Below are 16,527 nucleotides of genomic sequence, written 5' to 3' on the forward strand. Positions count from 1 at the left end.
ATTCATGCCTGCAAGCCTAGTTCCTCTAAACTGGGCTGGTACTGCGGGAGCCCGCGGCAGCTGTCATAAAGCGCCGGGCTGAGAGGGCGTCAGAGCCGACCGCTTGACCTGATCCGGTTAATGCCGGCGTAGGGAAGGAACCACATGCGCAACCCCGTTGACAGTCTCCCCGGGCCCGCCCATGCCGGCATCCAGTCCACCGTCCGTGCCGACGTCGCCGTCATCGGCGGGGGAGTGGTGGGCCACGGCATCGCCTGGGAGGCGCAGCGTTCCGGACGCTCCGTTGCCCTGATCGATGACTCACCTGGAAACGGTGCCAGCTGGGCCGCCGCGGGCATGCTGGCCCCGGTCAGCGAACTGCACTACCAGGAGGAGGACCTCCTGGAACTGATGCTTGAGGCGGCGTCCCGCTGGCCAGGGTTCGCTGCCGGGATCGCAGGTGCGACGGGGGCGGATTGCGGATACCTGACGACGCCGACACTCGCCGTGGGTGCCGACGCCGCTGACCGCCGCGCGCTGATGGACCTCCGCGCGGTACAACAGGCCAACGGACTGGCGGTGGAGCCCCTGGCCGTGCGCGAAGCCCGCAAACGCGAGCCGCTGCTCAGCCCCGCCATCGCCTGCGCCCTGGACACACCCGCGGACCACCAGGTGGATCCCCGGCGTTTGGTGGCGGCCATGCGGCTGGCACTCGCGGGCGCTGCACTGAAGTCCCCGGAGCTGGCCGCCGCGGGCGCGGTGGATGGGTATGCCGTGCCGGACCGGGCCGCCGGCCTGCTGTGGGAGGGCGGAAGCGTCGTCGGCACCTCACTGGCCGGCGGCGGCACCGTCCTGGCAACGGAAACCATCGTGGCCAACGGCCTGCAGGCAGGGGACCTTGGCGGCCTGCCCGACGGCCTCGACCTGCCACTGCGCCCAGTCCACGGGGACATCCTCCGCCTCGCCGTTCCGCAGCACCTCCAGCCCCTGGTTACCTCCACGGTGCGCGGGCTGGTGCACGGAGTCCCCGTCTACATCGTCCCCCGGCAGGACGGGACCGTGGTGATCGGGGCAACCCAGCGCGAGGACGCGCTCTCCGATGCCGTGAGCGCCGGAGGCGTTTACCAGCTGCTGCGGGACGCGCAGGCGCTGGTGCCCGCCGTCGCTGAACTGGAACTGCTCGAGTGCACCGCCCGGGCCCGCCCCGGTACCCCCGACAACGCGCCCCTGCTGGGCCGCGTGCCGGTGGATCCGGGGTCCGGAAACCCTGCCGCCGGGCATGTCCCGGGACTCATCATCGCCACCGGGTTCTTCCGGCACGGCGTCCTGCTCACCCCCGCCGCAGCCGCCATCTGCACGGCACTGCTGGACGGGACATCAGATTCCCGCTGGTCGCCCTTCAGCCCGGAGCGGTTCTCCCGGCCGGCGGCAGCCGCCACCACACCCCACATCAAGGAGACAGCGTGAACATCACCCTGAACGGAAACACGCACGAGGTGGCCGACGGCGCCTCCATCACCACGCTCGTCAGCCAAGTGACCGGACGCCCGCTGGCACCCAACGGACAGGCGACGGACGGCGGGAAACTGGGCGTCGCCGTCGCACATAATGCCCAGGTGGTGCCGCGGAGCCAATGGTTCGCCACCGCGCTCGCCGAGGGCGACGATATTGAACTTGTCACTGCAGTACAGGGAGGCTGACGCCATGACCGAAACCAGCACCATCAACCCCGCCGGAAACGCGGGCGCCGCCGACGCCCTGGTGATTGACGGCGTCGCCCTCGGATCCCGGCTCATCATGGGCACGGGCGGGGCACCCAGCCTGGACGGCCTGGGCGCAGCGCTGCTGGCCTCCGGCACCGCCCTGACCACGGTGGCCATGCGCCGGTACTCCACGGCTGAAACCGGTTCGCTGTTCCAGCTGCTGGTGGACCATGGGATCCGCGTGCTGCCCAACACGGCCGGCTGCTTCACGGCCAGGGATGCGGTCCTGACCGCCGAACTGGCGCGGGAGGCCCTGGAGACCGACTGGGTGAAACTGGAGGTCATCGCCGACGAGCAGACCCTCCTGCCGGACGCCGTGGAACTCGTGGACGCCACGGAGCAGCTGGTCAACCGCGGGTTCAAGGTCTTCGCCTACACGAATGACGACCCCGTGCTTGCGTTGCGGCTGGAGAACCTCGGCGCCACCGCCGTCATGCCGCTGGGCGCCCCGATCGGCACCGGACTGGGGATCCTGAACCCGCACAACATCGAGCTGATCGTTTCCCGCGCGTCGGTGCCGGTGGTCTTGGATGCAGGCATCGGCACGGCGTCAGACGCCGCGCTGGCCATGGAGCTGGGCTGCGACGCCGTCCTGCTGGCCACGGCAGTGACGCGTGCCCAGAACCCCGCGCTCATGGGCGAGGCATTCAAGCACGCAGTGATCGCCGGCAGGATGGCCAGGGCCGCCGGGCGCATCCCGCGCCGGGAGCACGCCCTTGCCTCCTCCGCGATGGAGGGCCGGGCGGAGTTCCTCTGACCCCCGTGAAACAGGTGTGGCCACCGCCCGGATGGGTGGTGGCCACACGCGTATGTACTGCCCTGCCGGCGGTCAGCGCCGCAGAATAACAGTCAGGCGTTCCGTGTCGCGGCGGGCGCGGGTACGGCCCAGGTAGATGACGGCGGCGATGGCCGCAGCTACTCCCAGGACCATGGGCAGGACCCACGGAAGCCACGTGGTCCCCGGCAAGTAGCCGAAGCCCGCAGTCATCAGGATGATCCAGGCCAGCGCCGCAACACCCGCGGCAACACCGGCCGGAACTGCCGCACCGTATTTGGCATGCCGCTTGTCATTGGCCCAGACGACGAAGCCGGCGGCGACGGTTGCCAGCACCACGATGGTCAGCGAAAGCATGGATCTCCTTGGAAAACTGCGGTGGCCGGGGACGGGCAGAGGGTGAAACGGGCCGGACTAGAACTGGCCGAAACCTACGCGCCGGACCTCCTCGGCACCGATTTCCACGTAAGCCAGTGCGTTGCCCGGAACAATGATCAGGCGTCCTTTGTCATCCTTCAGGCGCAGTTCGCTGCCCTCATTAATGGCTTCGCCAACAACCTTGGCCACCGTCTCCGCATCCTGGGTTGATTCCAGCACGATTTCGCGGCCAACGTTCTGAACGCCGATCTTAATTTCCAAGGGGGCCTCCCAGCCTGTGAAAGTACTCGTGTTTCTCTACGAGGTGTTGTCTTATTTGTAGTCTAGGACTCTTTGGGGAAGCGAGAGATTCCGCGCCAAGCTAAACGGTAGATGAGGTCGCTGGCCACATCGAGGTCCAGGTTGCCGTCCGTTTCCAGCCAGTACCGGGCGCTGACCTGCGCCATTCCGGCCAGGCCGCGGCCCAGCAGTTCCGCTTCCAGGTGGGGGAGCTTGGTGTCCTCCGCAATGACCCGGGCAATGGCGTCGGCGAAGGTCCTGTTGAACGTTTCCAGCCGCGAGCTCACATCGGGATCATTAATCAGGTCGGACTCGAACACCAGGCGGTGGGCCTGGTCGTCATTGGCGATGAAGTGGAAGTAGGCGCGCATGACAGCCTGGACGCGTTCATCGTTGTCAGTGGTGGAGTTCAGGGCGCCCAGCATCAGTTCGGTCAGCGAGGCCAGATGGCTTTCCAGCAGGGCGAGGTAGAGCTCGCGCTTGGAAGGAAAATGCTGGTACAGCACCGGTTTGCTCACATGGGCAGTTTCTGCAATCTCATCCATTGCCGCACCGTGGTAGCCGTTGGCTACGAACACCTCCTGGGCCGCGGCAAGGAGCTGTGCCCGGCGCTCATCCCGGGGCAGGCGGGCGGACCGCTGGCCTGCGGGGCGGGAGGGAGTTTGGGGTGCGGCGGAGGCCGGACGGTCAGCCCGTGCTTCAGGGACCACAGTTGTCCTTCTTTCCATTGCAGTTACCCTTCACTTTACTGCGGGGTAATATGACCCGGCGGTATCCCGGGGCATACATTGAAGTATGGCTTCGACTTTCACCGCAAATGTTGCAACCCCTGCCCTGGATCCGCTGGTGGAACCGGCTGGCGGCCTCACTCCCGCCGAGGTTGAACGGTACTCCCGGCACCTGATCATTCCCGAGATCGGCGCGCTGGGGCAGCGGCGGCTCAAGAACGCCAAGGTGCTGGTCATCGGCGCCGGCGGCCTGGGTGCCCCCGCCCTGCTGTATCTCGCCGCGGCTGGTGTGGGAACGATCGGAATCATCGACGACGACGTCGTTGACCTGAGCAACCTGCAGCGCCAGGTGATCCACGGCGTCAGCGACGTGGGCCGCCCCAAGACCGAATCGGCACGCGATGCCATCGCCGGGCTGAACCCGCTGGTTGACGTCCGGCTGCACAACGTACGCCTGGACTCATCCAATGCCCTGGAACTGTTCAGCGGGTACGACCTCATTCTTGACGGTGCCGACAACTTCGCCACCCGGTACCTGGTGAACGATGCCGCCGCCATCCTGGGAAAGCCCTACGTATGGGGTTCCATTTTCCGTTTCGATGGCCAGGTCAGTGTGTTTTGGGAGAAGCACGGACCCACCTACCGGGACCTCTACCCCGAAGCGCCGCCTGCCGGGTCCGTGCCGTCCTGCGGTGAGGGCGGCGTCTTCGGCATGCTGTGCGCCGCCGTGGGATCGCTCATGGTGACCGAAGCGGTGAAGCTGATTACCGGCGTCGGACGTTCCCTGCTGGGCCGCGTGGCCCTGTTTGACGCACTGGGCGGCAGTTGGCGTGAAATCCGGGTGTCGAAGGACCCGGCCGCCCAGCCCATCACGGAACTCACTGACTACGAGGCGTTCTGCGGCATCGCCCCGGCCGCCCCGTCGGACACGGAACACACCGTCACGGCCACCCAGTTGGCCACCATGCTGGCCTCGCGCAAGGCCGGGCTCAAGGACTTCGAACTGGTGGACGTCAGGGAGTCGGGGGAGTACGACATCGTCCGGATCGACGGGGCCAAACTGATCCCGCAGGGACGCATCCTGGCCGGCGAAGCCTGGGATGAACTTCCGCAGGACCGGGACATCGTGTTCCACTGCAAGGCCGGGACACGCTCGGCCAACGTCCTGGCGGCGGCCCGGCAGGCCGGCTACCAGCGCGTCAGCCATCTCGACGGCGGGATCCTGGCCTGGGTGCGGGACGTGGAACCTGGGAAACCCGTCTACTGACCCGGACGCCCAATCACCTTTAGCCGCTTTTTGAGAAACGCCCCATCACTTTCCTGAAGAAAGTGATGGGGCGTTTCCGATTTAGGGGCAAATGGTGATGGGGCGTCGGGGAGGGAGAACGTCAGGCGGTTTCGCGGCCCTTGTGGTCCACCGGGCATTCGGCCTCCACCACTGCGGGCGCGGCCGTGCCGGGCTGAGAGGTGCCGGGCTGCTCGACGGTGATGCCGTACAGCGCCTCGAGCGCCGCAACGTAGTCATCCTGCTGGCCGTTTGCGGCGAGTTCGCGGGCACGGACGGTGGGGACGTGCAGCAACTGCTTGACCATGCGGCGGAGCGCGAACTCCACTTCTTCAGCGGCAGCGGTGCAGCCGTGCCGGGCACGGACCTTTTCCATCTCCGCGTCCAGCACGTTCATGGTGTGGCGGCGCAGGGCAACGATGGCGGAGTCCACGGAGCGGGCTTCGCGCTCCTGCTCGAAGGCCTTGGCGGCGCCCTTGACGATGCCGCTTGCCTGGGCCAGCGATTCCGCCTGCTCCTGCGGCGCGGCCAGGCGCACCGATTCCAGGGTCAGCAGTTCCACGCCGTCCAGCTCGCCGACGGCGGGATCGAAGTCGTGGGTGAGCGCCAGGTCGATGGCAATCAGGGGCTGGGGTGAGTCCGCGCGGACCTGAGCGAGTTCGTCCGCTTCAACCCGGGTGTCCGAGCCGCTGCAGCCGATCATGACGTCGGCGGCCGCCACCGCTGGGCGCAGCGAATCCACATCCAGGGCGGACCCGCCGCGCGAGGCCACGAATCCTTCGGCGCGGCCGGATGAGGAGTAGACGGAGATGTCCGTGCAGCCGCGTTCACGCAGCAGTGCCATGGTGGCGCCGGCGTACGCGCCGGTCCCGAACAGCACAACCTTCTTGGTGGTCCAGTCGGGGTTTTCGGAAAGATCAGTGGCCAGGTCCAGGGCCACCGAAACGATGGAAAGCCCCCGGGAACCGAGGGCCGTCTGCGCGCCGACGTCCTTGGCGGTTTTCGAAGCGGCCTGGAACAGCCGGACCAGGCCGGCGCTGGCAGTACCGTCGTGCTGTGCGGTGATAAGGGCGCGGCGCACCTGGCCGGCGATCTCGCGCTCGCCAACGACGGCGGAATCCAGTCCGGCGCTGACGGCGAACAGGTGCTGGGTTACCTCGGGACCGGTCCGGGTGCTGAAGGAGCGCGACACGAGGGGCTCGGAGAGTCCGCTGGCCTGGCTGATCCGCGACACCAGTGCAGCCCGGGCCGCTTCGACGTCGTTCGGATTGGGCGCTTCGCCGTAGATCTCATAGCGGTTGCAGGTGGCGAGGACCACCGCTCCGGCCACGGCAGGGGATTCGGTGAGCGCGGATGCGGCAATCCCGGAGGAACCGTTGCTCAACTGAGCAACGGTTTCAAGATCGATGTCGGCGTGTGTAGCCACCAATGAGAAAAGAACCACAGCAGACCAATCATAGCTTTTTCGTTGCCCGGTAGAACAACCACCGGAAAGGATAGTCGCCACACCTGGACGTGATCCGTGCCACCTCAAGGATTCCCGTGCCGTCAGCGACAGGTTGTCGTTATCTTTTGCAGCTCTTTTTGGGCACAATCGAAAGCATGACTCCTAGCCCTGCCGTCTCCGCTGCCGGCACCCTCGCCGCAGACCATCCACTGATGGACGGCCGCACAGCAGACTCCCCGCTGATCACGGCCTACCGCGGCGGCAAGCCGTCCCGCCGTCCCGTCTGGTTCATGCGGCAGGCCGGCCGGTCGCTGCCCGAATACCTCAAGGTGCGCGAAGGCATCGCCATGCTGGACTCCTGCCTCCGCCCGGAGCTGGCCTCTGAGATCACGCTGCAGCCCGTCCGCCGCCATGACGTGGACGCCGGCATCTTCTTTTCCGACATCGTCATCCCGCTGAAGCTCGCCGGCGTGGGAGTGGACATCGTGCCCGGGGTCGGGCCGGTCCTCGACAAGCCGGTACGCACCGGGGCCGATGTTGCCGCCCTGCCGCAGCTCACATGGGAAGCCCTGGAGCCGATCCGTGAAGCCGTCCGCCTCACGGTGGCCGAACTGGGCAAGACGCCCCTGATTGGTTTCGCCGGCGCACCGTTCACGCTGGCCGCCTACATGGTGGAAGGAAAGCCGTCCCGCGACCACCTGGGCCCGCGGACCATGATGCACGCGGACCCGGAGACATGGAACGCGCTGGCCAACTGGGCTGCCGACGCCTCCGGCATGTTCCTCCAGGCCCAGCTGGAGGCGGGCGCCTCCGCCGCCCAGCTGTTCGACTCCTGGGCGGGCTCGCTGGGGCTGGCCGACTACACCAAATACGTTGCGCCGGCGTCGGCCCGTGCCCTGGACCATGTCCGCCACCTGGGTGCCCCGCTCATCCACTTCGGCACCGGCACGTCCGAACTCCTCGTGGCCATGCGGGACGTGGGAGTGGACGTGGTGGGCGTTGACTACCGGCTGCCGCTCGATGAGGCGAACCGCCGCCTGGGCGGAACGGTTCCGCTGCAGGGAAACATCGACCCCGCGCTGCTGGCAGCACCCTGGGACATCCTGGAGGCGCACGTCCGCGAGGTCATCGCCGCCGGCGCCGGCGCCCCGGGCCACGTCCTGAACCTGGGACACGGCGTACCGCCCGAAACGGACCCGGACGTCCTGACCCGGGTGGTGGAGCTCATCCACTCCATCTCGCCGGAGTAATCCGTGGCCAGCTCCCCGGCGAAACCTGGCCAGGCGCTCGTGGTGGGCGGCGGGATCTCCGGGCTGCTCTCCGCCCGGGAACTCGCAGCAGCCGGTTATGAGGTGACCGTCCTGGAAGCCGGGACGGCGTGGGGCGGCTGTGTTGGCAGCCATACGGTCGCGGGGCTCACCCTGGACAGCGGCGCTGAGTCCTTCGCCACCAGGTCCGACGCCGTAGCCCGGCTCTGCACGGACCTTGGGCTCGGCAGAAAGATCGTTCCCCCGCGGCCCGGGGGTGCCTGGGTGCAGCTTCCGGACGGGCCCCGCGAGCTGCCCCGGACCGGAGTCCTGGGCATCCCTGCCAACCCCTGGGACCCTGAGGTCCGCCGTACCCTGGGCATCCTCGGCTCGCTGCGTGCCTCCCTGGACCGGCTGCTGCCCGCATCCATAGGGGCCGGCGCCGGCGTCACCAGCGTCTCCGCGCTGGTCCGGACCCGCATGGGCTCGCGCGTGCTGGAACGCCTCGTCTCGCCCGTGGTGGGCGGTGTCCACTCCGCCGATCCCGGCCTGCTCGACGTCGACATGGTGGCTCCGGGCCTGCGTGCAGGCCTGCGGAGGCATGGTTCCCTCGCTGCCGCAGTTTCGGCACAGCGGCGCGGCGCCGGGACAACCGGCCAAGCCGGGACGCCCCAACCGGCAAAGGCCGGGTCCGCCGTCGCAGGCCTCGAAGGCGGCATGCACACCCTGGTGGACGCCCTGGTGGCGGAGCTCGAACGCCGCGGCGTGACCCTGTTGTTGGGCACTGCCGCCACGGCGGTTTCCCGCACCCCGGAAGGCTGGCGCGTCGACGCCGCCGGGGCGGCCTTCCATGCCGCGCTGCTTGTCATGGCCGTGGAGGGCCCTGCCGCCGTCGAACTGCTCGAACATGCCGTACCTGCAATCTCGGGAAAGAAACCGGCCTCCGGGCCGGACGTCAAGCTGGTCACGCTGGTCCTGGACAAGCCGGACCTGGACCGGCGGCCGCGTGGAACGGGAATCCTGGTGGCACCGCAAACGCCCGGCATCGAAGCGAAGGCGTTGACGCACGCCACGGGCAAATGGGATTGGCTGACCGCCGCTGCCGGCCCTGGGCGCCATGTGGTGCGCCTTTCCTACGGCCGGGTGGACGATGCTTCGGCCCAGGCCATCGGCCCCCAGACCGATGATGAGCTGTTCGCGGCCGCCCTGCGCGACGCATCTGCCCTGCTGGGCGTCCGGATCACCGGCGGAGACGTGCGCGGCTGGGACGTGGTCCGGTGGCGCGGAGCCCTGCCGTTCGCCGCCGTCGGGCACCGCGCACGGGCGGCGGACATCCGGCGGTCCTGCAGCGCTGCGGGCGGCCTGGCCGTCGTGGGCGGATGGGTTGCCGGGAACGGGTTGGCTGCTGTGGTGGCGGACACACGTGAGCAAATCGGCCAACTGACTGCCGCCTGAGCGTCGGTGCTGGTCAGCGCCCCGAAGCCGGTCTGCGGCTCCGGCGTGGCGGGCGGCCGGGCCTCCTTGCCGGTTTCCAATCGGCCAGCCGTTCTGGTTAGGGTCGATGACTATGGTTCAACACAGGTCCGAGCTTTCACTTTCCCGGACCGGTATCCATGGGGGGCTCCGGCGCGGCACCGCAGCAGCGGCCGTCGGAGCGGTACTGGTTCTTTCCACCGGCGTCCAGGCGTCCTTGGCCGACGACGCGGTCCCCCCTCCGCAGGATCCGGCGGCACAAGGATCCGTAGCCGCAACCGCCGCGGCGTTCGGACTGTCCACGGCGGCCCGTCAAAGCGCTCCCGGAACGCAGGAAGCCACGGGGAACGCTGGATCCGGGCATGAAAGGGACGGCCGGCAGGGGGCCGGCGAACCCACGGCGGGATCCCCGGCCACGGGTGCCCCGCGCACGCCATGGTCAATACTTCCGGTGCCGGATTCCCTCCTTCCGGCGGTCAGCGGTTCCCCGTCCGCGGCGGTCACGTCGACAACCGCACCCAGTCCGACGTCCTCGGGAACGCCCCTGGCACCTGGCCCGCGGACCACGGCCGCCGCCACTCCGACCGGCTCTCCGGCCACGGACCGGCCAGAGTCTCCCACGGCGTCCGGGCCCTCCACTGGGTCAGCGCCGGCCGCTGACCCAGCAACCGGCACGTCCACGGCGGCCGGGGCACCGGCCCGTTCAGCCGTTCCTTCGGCCGCCGGAACGGCCGGGGCCGCATCCGGAGCGCCAGCCGGAGGGGCTGCTTTGGCCCCGGGTACCCAGGCGGCAGTGCCGGGCTCCGGCGTGGCGGGCAGTCCTTTCGTTGCCGGCGCCACCGTAGCGGACGGCAGTGCATTCGGCGCGCCGGCCCAGACGCCGGCCGGCAGTCCGGATGCCGCATATGCGTCCGCTCTGCCGACGTCGCTGTCCATCAATGCGCGCCAGTCCCAGCCCACCCGCGCGCCGCAGGCCGCCGGCGCCCCGGCCGGACCGGGACAGGCAGTTTCCTCCACCGGCCCACTGCCTGGCGTGCCCGATGCCATGGTGTGGCTGGGTGCGGGCCTGGTCGGTGTGGGAGCGGCTGCCGGGCTGGTGTTCCTGCGGATGCGCCGCCTCTAAGGGGGTGCACCTGGTGGCCTGCTGCATGAGGGAATGTGACTTTGCTCACTTCTACGAGCTGTAGAACTTTTCGGTTTCGTCTTGGGGCGGGGAAGGGGCAAACTTGTAACCATGAGCCACACTTCTGCCGAATCTGTCACTAAAACCGAAGAATCAGCCGAGCAGTTCTTTACCCTCTGGACGGTATTCAAGAGGTCGGAGTCAGTGGTCCGCAGCGCTGACGCCGCCGCCGACTTCGAAGCGCTGCTGGAGCGGCTCGCCGCGGCCGGCGTCACCCACCGGGGCAGCTACGACGTCTCGGCCATGCGCGCCGACGCCGACGTCATGGTGTGGCTCCACGGACCCAAACCGGAAGCGCTGCAGCAGGCCATCCGGGACATTCGCCGCAGCACCCTGTTCGCCGGCACCGAGATCGTCTGGTCGGCGATGGGTGTCCACCGCGAGGCCGAGTTCGCCAAGAACCACACCCCGGCATACTCCCGCGGTGTCGCTCCGGCGGAGTGGCTCTGTGTCTACCCGTTCGTGCGCTCCTACGAGTGGTACATCCTGCCCGAGGCCGAACGCGGCAAAATGCTCCGCGACCACGGCCTCCTGGGCCGCGACTTCCCCCAGGTCATCTCCAACACCGTTTCCTCCTTCGCCCTGGGCGACTGGGAATGGATCCTGGGCCTGGAAGCCCCCGAACTCGTTGACCTTGTGGACCTCATGCGCCACCTCCGCGCCACGGAGGCACGCAACCACGTGCGGGAGGAAGTCCCGTTCTACACCGGACGCCGCATCTCCGCCGACGAGGTTGCCGAGGTACTGGCATGAGCCCGGAACAGCAGGCCGCCACCGCCGTCAACCCGGTGACCGAGGCCGGACGCATGGCCCCCAAGAACTACGACGCCGTCCTGCTGGCCTCCTTCGGTGGCCCGGAAGGCCAGGATGACGTCATCCCGTTCCTCCGCAACGTCACCCGCGGCCGGGGGATCCCGGACGAGCGGCTTGAGGAAGTCTCACACCACTACCGCGCCAACGGCGGCGTCAGCCCCATCAACCAGCAGAACCGCGAGCTGAAGGCAGCGCTGGAAGCCGAGCTGGCTGCCCGCGGCATCGAGCTGCCCGTGCTGTGGGGCAACCGCAACTGGGCCCCGTACATCCCGCAGACCCTGCAGGAAGCGTACGACGCCGGGCACCGACGGGTGCTGATGCTCACCACAAGTGCCTACTCCTGCTACTCCAGCTGCCGCCAGTACCGCGAGGACATCGGCATGGCGCTGACGGAGACCGGCCTGGACGGCAAGCTCGAAGTGGACAAGGTCCGCCAGTACTTTGACCACCCCGGTTTCGTGGAGCCGTTCGTGGAGGGCACCGCCACCGGCCTGGCTGACGTGCGGGCAAAGCTCGCCGAAGCCGGCACGCCGGACGCCCCCGTCCACATCCTGTTCGCCACCCACTCCATCCCCACCCGGGACGCCGAAGCTGCGGGCCGCTCCGAGGGGGAGCCCCGCGTGTTCGAGGAAGGCTCCGCCTACGTGGCCCAGCACCTCGCCAATGCCGCCGCCGTCATCGATCGGGTCGAGAAGGACTCCGGGCTGACCGCACCGTGGTCCCTGGTCTACCAGTCCCGTTCCGGTGCCCCGCACGTGCCGTGGCTGGAACCGGACATCAATGACGCCATCGAGGAACTGGCCGGCCAGGGCGTCAAGGGCATCGTCATCGTTCCGCTCGGTTTCGTCACCGACCACATGGAAGTTGTCTGGGACCTGGACACCGAAGCAATGGAAACCTGCGGCAACCTGGGCCTGGCCGCCACGCGCGTCCCCACGCCCGGTACGCACCGGAAGTTCGTGGACGGCCTGGTGGACCTGATCTGCGAGCGGACGGTGGCCAACAACATCAGTGACCGCCCCGCCCTGACGGATCTTGGTCCCTGGTACGACGTCTGCCGGCCGGGATGCTGCGCCAACTTCCGCGGCGAAAAGCCCACCATTGCAGGGGCTGACACCACCGTGGGCACCGGCCATGACCCGTACCCGTCCGGCGGTTCCGCGGAAACGGCCCAGCTGTGACGGTCCGGATCGGAACACGCGCCAGCAAGCTGGCGCTCACCCAAACCCAGCAGACCGCGGACCAGCTGGCCGCCGTCGGCGGTTTCCCGGTGGAACTGGTGCATGTCCGCACCGACGGGGACGTCCTCACGGGCTCGCTCTCCCAGATGGGCGGCACCGGCGTCTTTGTTGCCGCCCTGCGTGACGCGCTCCTGCGCAATGAGTGCGATGTTGCCGTCCACTCGCTCAAGGACCTGCCGACAGGGGCAGCAGTAGGGCTCAGCCTTGCCGCCACCCCGCGCCGGGTGGACGTCCGCGACGTCCTGTGCGCCCGCGACGGACTCAAGCTGGCAGACCTGCCGGCCGGCGCCCGCATTGGCACCGGTTCGCCACGGCGTGCGGCCCAGTTGCGCGCCGCCCGCGCGGACCTGGACATCGTGGACATCCGCGGCAACGTCGATACCCGGTTGGGCCGCGTTCCCGGGCTGCCCGGCAACTCCACCGGCCAGGTGGTCCCCGGAAAGTCCTGTGACCTGGACGCCGTGGTGCTCGCAGCCGCCGGCCTGGAGCGGATCGGCCGCCTGGACGCCGTCACCGAATACCTGGAAACCGACGTGATGCTGCCCGCCGCGGGCCAGGGATCACTGGCCATCGAGTGCCGGACAGCGGACGCCCCGGCAAAGCCCGGCGCGGCTGACGGCTCCCGTGACGTCCTGGCCCAGGCCCTGGCAGCGCTGGACGACCCCGACACCCGCCTGGCCGTCACGGCCGAGCGCGCGCTCCTGGCCCGGCTCGAAGCAGGCTGTGCCGCCCCGGTGGGGGCCTACGCTTACCGCAAGGGCAGCATGCTCCACCTCGAAGCCGTGGTGTGCGCCGTTGACGGCACAGCCACGGTCCGGGACCGGCGTGCCACCGACGGGCTCACCGAGGTGGGAGCCACCCTGCTGGGCATCGAACTGGCGGAGGTTCTCCTTGCTGCCGGAGCCGCCGACATCGCAGACCTGCAGGCGTCCTGACCTGGCAATGACGCAGCCTTCCAGTGACTCCGGATCCGCCACGCCGCATGGAAGCATGCCGCTTGGCGGGGTCCGGGTCCTGGTCACCCGCAGCCCGGAGCGCTCGGGCGCCCTGGTGGAGGCCCTGAAAGGGGCCGGTGCCCTGCCGGTGCTGCTCCCGCTCATCGATTTCGAAAGGGCGCCGGACCAGCACGCGTTGGACGTCGCCTGTGACGCCCTTGCAGCAGGCGCCTTCGACTGGCTGGTGGTCAGCAGCGCCACAACAGTGCACGTCCTGAGGGAAAAAGCCGCCGAACGTGGCCTGCGCCTGGACCACCTGGTACCTGCCGCCACGCGGATCGCCGCCATCGGTCCGGCAACTCACCGGCTGCTGGAAGCGGGTGGACTGGACGTAGCGCTCACGCCGGCCGGCGAGCAGTCAGCTGCCGGCCTGCTCGCCGTCTGGTCCGGGAGGGGCAGGATCCTGCTGCCGCAGGCGGACATCGCGGCCGGCACACTAGCGGCGGGCTTGGAAGCCGCCGGCGCCGACGTCACCTCTGTGACTGCCTACCGCACCGTCGACTACCCGGCGGCAGCGGAGCGCCGTCTCGCCGTCCGGGCGGAAGTGGCCGACGCCGGCCCGCAGCCGCCGTCGTACTCCCTCCTGACGCCGGAAGCTGCCGCCACGGACATCGCCGAAGGGCGTATTGCCGCCGTGATCGCCGCCTCGCCGAGCGCGGTGCGGCGGATCGCCGCCCTTGGTCCGCTCGCCGGCTGCCGGCTGGTGGCAATTGGCCGTTCGACGGCGGACCAGGCCACAGCCCTGGGCCTTGAGGTCGCCGAAGTGGCGGCAGAGCCCACACCGGACGGGCTGGTGGCAGCCGTCGCGAAGGCCCTCAACCCGCCCTGACCGGGCCGGCACATTTTCCCTCCACAAAGCTTCACAACCATGCGAAGGACAGGACCCATGACTTTCCCCACCCAACGCCCCCGCCGCCTGCGCACCACCCCTGCCATGCGCCGGCTGACCGCCGAAACACGCCTCGCCCCGACCGAGCTCATCCTTCCCGCCTTCATCCGGGAGGGACTCACCGAGCCCAACCCCATCACGTCCATGCCGGGCGTGGTCCAGCACACCACCGACACCCTGAAACGGGCCGCCGCCGAAGCGGTTGAGCTCGGCCTGGGCGGCATCATGCTCTTTGGAATTCCCGAAACCCGCGACGCCGAGGGCACCGCGTCCCTGGATCCGGAGGGCGTGCTGAACAAGGCCATCCGGGACGTCCGCGCGGAGGTGGGCGATGACCTGGTGATCATGAGTGACGTCTGCCTGGACGAATTCACCGACCACGGGCACTGCGGAGTGCTCGACGCCGACGGCTACGTGGACAACGACCGCACCGTGGAGATCTACGCCAGGATGGCCGTGGCCCAGGCAGAGGCCGGCGCCCACATGCTGGGCCCCTCCGGCATGATGGACGGCCAGATTGCCGCCATCCGCTCGGCACTGGACGACGCAGGGCACGTCACTACGTCCGTTATCGCGTATGCCGCGAAGTACGCCTCCGCGTTCTACGGACCTTTCCGCGAGGCCGTGGACTCCCAGCTCACGGGCGACCGGCGGACCTACCAGATGGACGCCGGAAACCGCACCGAGGCCCTGCGTGAGGTGGAACTGGACCTGGCCGAGGGAGCAGACATCATCATGGTCAAGCCGGCCATGAGCTACCTGGACATCGTGGCAGACGTTGCCGCCATGAGCCCGGTACCGGTGTCCGCGTACCAGATCTCCGGCGAATACGCGATGATCGAGGCCGCCGCCGCCAACGGGTGGATCGACCGCCGCGCCGCCATCACCGAGTCCGTACTGGGCATCCGGCGTGCCGGCGCCCACACGGTCCTCACCTACTGGGCCGCCGAACTGGCCGGCTGGCTGAAGGAAACCCGGTGACCGAACCTTCCACCGCGCCAACCGCACCCGTGGGGGAGGACCGCATCCTCCTTGGCCTGAACACCTTCGGTGACATCGGCGCGAACCCGGACGGCAGCCCGCAGCCCCACGCCCAAGTCCTGCGCCAACTGCTGGAGCAGGCGGAACTGGCGGACGCCGTCGGACTCCATGCCTTTGGCGTGGGGGAGCACCACCGCAAGGACTACGCCGTCTCCGCGCCGGAAGTCTTCCTGGCCGCCGCCGCGGCGCGCACGTCCCGCATCCGGCTCGGATCCGCCGTGACAGTCCTCAGCTCGGACGATCCCATCAGGGTGTTCCAGCGCTTTGCCACCGTGGACGCCATCTCCAACGGCCGGGCCGAAGTGATGCTCGGGCGCGGATCGTTCATTGAGTCCTTCCCGCTGTTCGGGCTGGACCTGGCGGACTACGAGGTCCTGTTCGAAGAAAAACTCGAACTGTTCGACAAGGTCCGGGCGCAAAAACCCGTGCACTGGGAAGGCCGCACGCGTCCCGCCCTGCACGGGCTGAGCGTTTACCCGCCCCTGGAGCACCACTTGCTGCCCACCTGGATCGGCGTGGGCGGCACCCCCGAATCCGTGCTGCGGTGCGCCCAGTACGGTTACCCGATCATCTTCGCGATCATCGGCGGCCAGCCGCGGGGCTTCCGGCCCCTGGCCGACCTCTACCGCGAGGCGATGGGTAAGTACGGACATCCCATGCAGCAGATGGCCACGCATTCGCCGGGCCATGTTGCCGACACGGATGAGCAGGCACGGGAAGAGCTCTATCCCCACTGGCTGTCACTCCGGAACAGGCTCGGGGCCGAGCGCGGGTGGGGTCCGGCCGGACGCGGAGAGTTCGATGCCCTCTGTTCCGCAGAAGGGGCCCTCTACGTCGGATCACCGGAAACGGTGGCCCAAAAGATCGTCCGGCTGAAGCGGAACCTGGGTGTTGACCGCTTCGACCTGAAATACAGCAACGGTCCGCTGCCGCACAGCGCCATGATGCGCTCCATCGAACTGATGGGCACGGCGGTGGCGCCCCGGGTGGCGGAACTGCTCGCCGGCTGAC

18 protein-coding genes and 1 riboswitch are annotated in these 16,527 nt (G+C 68.8%); of the genes, 14 read left to right on the top strand and 4 right to left on the bottom strand.

Annotation, left to right across the window (positions count from 1 at the left end):
• Positions 1-33: 33 nt before the first annotated feature.
• Positions 34-152: riboswitch (TPP riboswitch) on the top strand.
• From thiO to BACI349Y_RS07025, 3 genes are all read left to right on the top strand, one after another.
• On the top strand, positions 145-1,446 hold the full coding sequence (gene thiO / locus BACI349Y_RS07015; RefSeq protein WP_159631500.1) for a glycine oxidase ThiO: 1,302 nt from the start codon (positions 145-147) through the stop codon (positions 1,444-1,446). (Overlaps the previous riboswitch by 8 nt.)
• Complete coding sequence (gene thiS, locus BACI349Y_RS07020; RefSeq protein WP_159631501.1) at positions 1,443-1,679, top strand: sulfur carrier protein ThiS; 237 nt, start codon at positions 1,443-1,445, stop codon at positions 1,677-1,679. Before thiO ends, thiS begins: the two co-directional genes overlap by 4 nt.
• Before the next feature lie 4 nt (positions 1,680-1,683).
• A complete protein-coding gene (locus BACI349Y_RS07025; RefSeq protein WP_159631502.1) occupies positions 1,684-2,499 on the top strand; it encodes a thiazole synthase in 816 nt (271 codons plus the stop codon).
• Between the two features lie 72 nt (positions 2,500-2,571).
• Here BACI349Y_RS07025 and BACI349Y_RS07030 read toward each other — a convergent pair whose 3' ends face one another.
• From BACI349Y_RS07030 to BACI349Y_RS07040, 3 genes are all read right to left on the bottom strand, one after another.
• Entirely contained in the window at positions 2,572-2,874 is a 303-nt protein-coding gene (locus tag BACI349Y_RS07030; protein ID WP_159631503.1) for a hypothetical protein, read from the bottom strand.
• 57 nt (positions 2,875-2,931) lie between these two features.
• A complete protein-coding gene (locus BACI349Y_RS07035; protein ID WP_159631504.1) occupies positions 2,932-3,156 on the bottom strand; it encodes a DUF3107 domain-containing protein in 225 nt (74 codons plus the stop codon).
• A gap of 62 nt (positions 3,157-3,218) precedes the next feature.
• A complete protein-coding gene (locus tag BACI349Y_RS07040; RefSeq protein WP_159631505.1) occupies positions 3,219-3,884 on the bottom strand; it encodes a TetR/AcrR family transcriptional regulator in 666 nt (221 codons plus the stop codon).
• An 85-nt stretch (positions 3,885-3,969) separates the two neighbouring features.
• Between BACI349Y_RS07040 and moeB the strand changes: the two genes are divergently transcribed.
• Positions 3,970-5,169, top strand: a complete 1,200-nt coding sequence (moeB, locus tag BACI349Y_RS07045; RefSeq protein WP_159631506.1) for a molybdopterin-synthase adenylyltransferase MoeB — start codon at positions 3,970-3,972, stop codon at positions 5,167-5,169.
• A 121-nt stretch (positions 5,170-5,290) separates the two neighbouring features.
• Here moeB and BACI349Y_RS07050 read toward each other — a convergent pair whose 3' ends face one another.
• Positions 5,291-6,631 (bottom strand): glutamyl-tRNA reductase, encoded by a 1,341-nt coding sequence (locus BACI349Y_RS07050; protein ID WP_159631507.1) that lies wholly within the window; start codon positions 6,629-6,631, stop codon positions 5,291-5,293.
• Between the two features lie 158 nt (positions 6,632-6,789).
• Here BACI349Y_RS07050 and hemE point away from each other — a divergent pair, with 158 nt between their 5' ends.
• The 10 genes from hemE to BACI349Y_RS07100 all read left to right on the top strand — a co-directional run bounded on the left by hemE (position 6,790) and on the right by BACI349Y_RS07100 (position 16,526).
• Positions 6,790-7,884 (top strand): uroporphyrinogen decarboxylase, encoded by a 1,095-nt coding sequence (gene hemE / locus BACI349Y_RS07055; RefSeq protein ID WP_159631508.1) that lies wholly within the window; start codon positions 6,790-6,792, stop codon positions 7,882-7,884.
• A gap of 3 nt (positions 7,885-7,887) precedes the next feature.
• On the top strand, positions 7,888-9,336 hold the full coding sequence (hemG, locus tag BACI349Y_RS07060) for a protoporphyrinogen oxidase (protein WP_159631509.1): 1,449 nt from the start codon (positions 7,888-7,890) through the stop codon (positions 9,334-9,336).
• Between the two features lie 453 nt (positions 9,337-9,789).
• Positions 9,790-10,014 (top strand): hypothetical protein, encoded by a 225-nt coding sequence (locus BACI349Y_RS07065; protein WP_159631510.1) that lies wholly within the window; start codon positions 9,790-9,792, stop codon positions 10,012-10,014.
• Between the two features lie 109 nt (positions 10,015-10,123).
• Complete coding sequence (locus tag BACI349Y_RS07070; RefSeq protein ID WP_159631511.1) at positions 10,124-10,477, top strand: hypothetical protein; 354 nt, start codon at positions 10,124-10,126, stop codon at positions 10,475-10,477.
• A gap of 111 nt (positions 10,478-10,588) precedes the next feature.
• On the top strand, positions 10,589-11,290 hold the full coding sequence (gene hemQ, locus BACI349Y_RS07075; RefSeq protein ID WP_141181959.1) for a hydrogen peroxide-dependent heme synthase: 702 nt from the start codon (positions 10,589-10,591) through the stop codon (positions 11,288-11,290).
• Positions 11,287-12,531 (top strand): ferrochelatase, encoded by a 1,245-nt coding sequence (locus BACI349Y_RS07080; protein WP_159631512.1) that lies wholly within the window; start codon positions 11,287-11,289, stop codon positions 12,529-12,531. The genes hemQ and BACI349Y_RS07080 overlap by 4 nt, the downstream gene beginning before the upstream one ends.
• Entirely contained in the window at positions 12,528-13,526 is a 999-nt protein-coding gene (hemC, locus tag BACI349Y_RS07085) for a hydroxymethylbilane synthase (RefSeq protein ID WP_159631513.1), read from the top strand. The genes BACI349Y_RS07080 and hemC overlap by 4 nt, the downstream gene beginning before the upstream one ends.
• 7 nt (positions 13,527-13,533) lie before the next feature.
• On the top strand, positions 13,534-14,415 hold the full coding sequence (locus tag BACI349Y_RS07090) for a uroporphyrinogen-III synthase (protein ID WP_159631514.1): 882 nt from the start codon (positions 13,534-13,536) through the stop codon (positions 14,413-14,415).
• Positions 14,416-14,472: 57 nt separating this feature from the next.
• A complete protein-coding gene (gene hemB / locus BACI349Y_RS07095; protein WP_159631515.1) occupies positions 14,473-15,456 on the top strand; it encodes a porphobilinogen synthase in 984 nt (327 codons plus the stop codon).
• Positions 15,453-16,526 carry an LLM class flavin-dependent oxidoreductase gene (locus BACI349Y_RS07100; protein ID WP_159631516.1) on the top strand — a complete coding sequence of 358 codons (1,074 nt, stop codon included), beginning with the start codon at positions 15,453-15,455 and terminating at the stop codon, positions 16,524-16,526. Before hemB ends, BACI349Y_RS07100 begins: the two co-directional genes overlap by 4 nt.
• The last annotated feature ends 1 nt before the right edge of the window (position 16,527 follow it).

Source organism: Arthrobacter sp. 8AJ (genome assembly GCF_902506025.1).
Lineage (GTDB): Bacteria > Actinomycetota > Actinomycetes > Actinomycetales > Micrococcaceae > Arthrobacter.

Excerpts from the sequence above, each read along its gene's own strand:
- thiO (WP_159631500.1), top strand. The coding sequence starts at position 145 with ATGCGCAACCCCGTTGACAGTCTCCCCGGGCCCGCCCATGCCGGCATC.
- BACI349Y_RS07025 (WP_159631502.1), top strand. The coding sequence starts at position 1,684 with ATGACCGAAACCAGCACCATCAACCCCGCCGGAAACGCGGGCGCCGCC.
- BACI349Y_RS07030 (WP_159631503.1), bottom strand. The coding sequence starts at position 2,874 with ATGCTTTCGCTGACCATCGTGGTGCTGGCAACCGTCGCCGCCGGCTTC.
- moeB (WP_159631506.1), top strand. The coding sequence starts at position 3,970 with ATGGCTTCGACTTTCACCGCAAATGTTGCAACCCCTGCCCTGGATCCG.
- hemE (WP_159631508.1), top strand. The coding sequence starts at position 6,790 with ATGACTCCTAGCCCTGCCGTCTCCGCTGCCGGCACCCTCGCCGCAGAC.
- BACI349Y_RS07065 (WP_159631510.1), top strand. The coding sequence starts at position 9,790 with ATGGTCAATACTTCCGGTGCCGGATTCCCTCCTTCCGGCGGTCAGCGG.
- hemQ (WP_141181959.1), top strand. The coding sequence starts at position 10,589 with ATGAGCCACACTTCTGCCGAATCTGTCACTAAAACCGAAGAATCAGCC.
- BACI349Y_RS07080 (WP_159631512.1), top strand. The coding sequence starts at position 11,287 with ATGAGCCCGGAACAGCAGGCCGCCACCGCCGTCAACCCGGTGACCGAG.
- BACI349Y_RS07090 (WP_159631514.1), top strand. The coding sequence starts at position 13,534 with ATGACGCAGCCTTCCAGTGACTCCGGATCCGCCACGCCGCATGGAAGC.
- hemB (WP_159631515.1), top strand. The coding sequence starts at position 14,473 with ATGACTTTCCCCACCCAACGCCCCCGCCGCCTGCGCACCACCCCTGCC.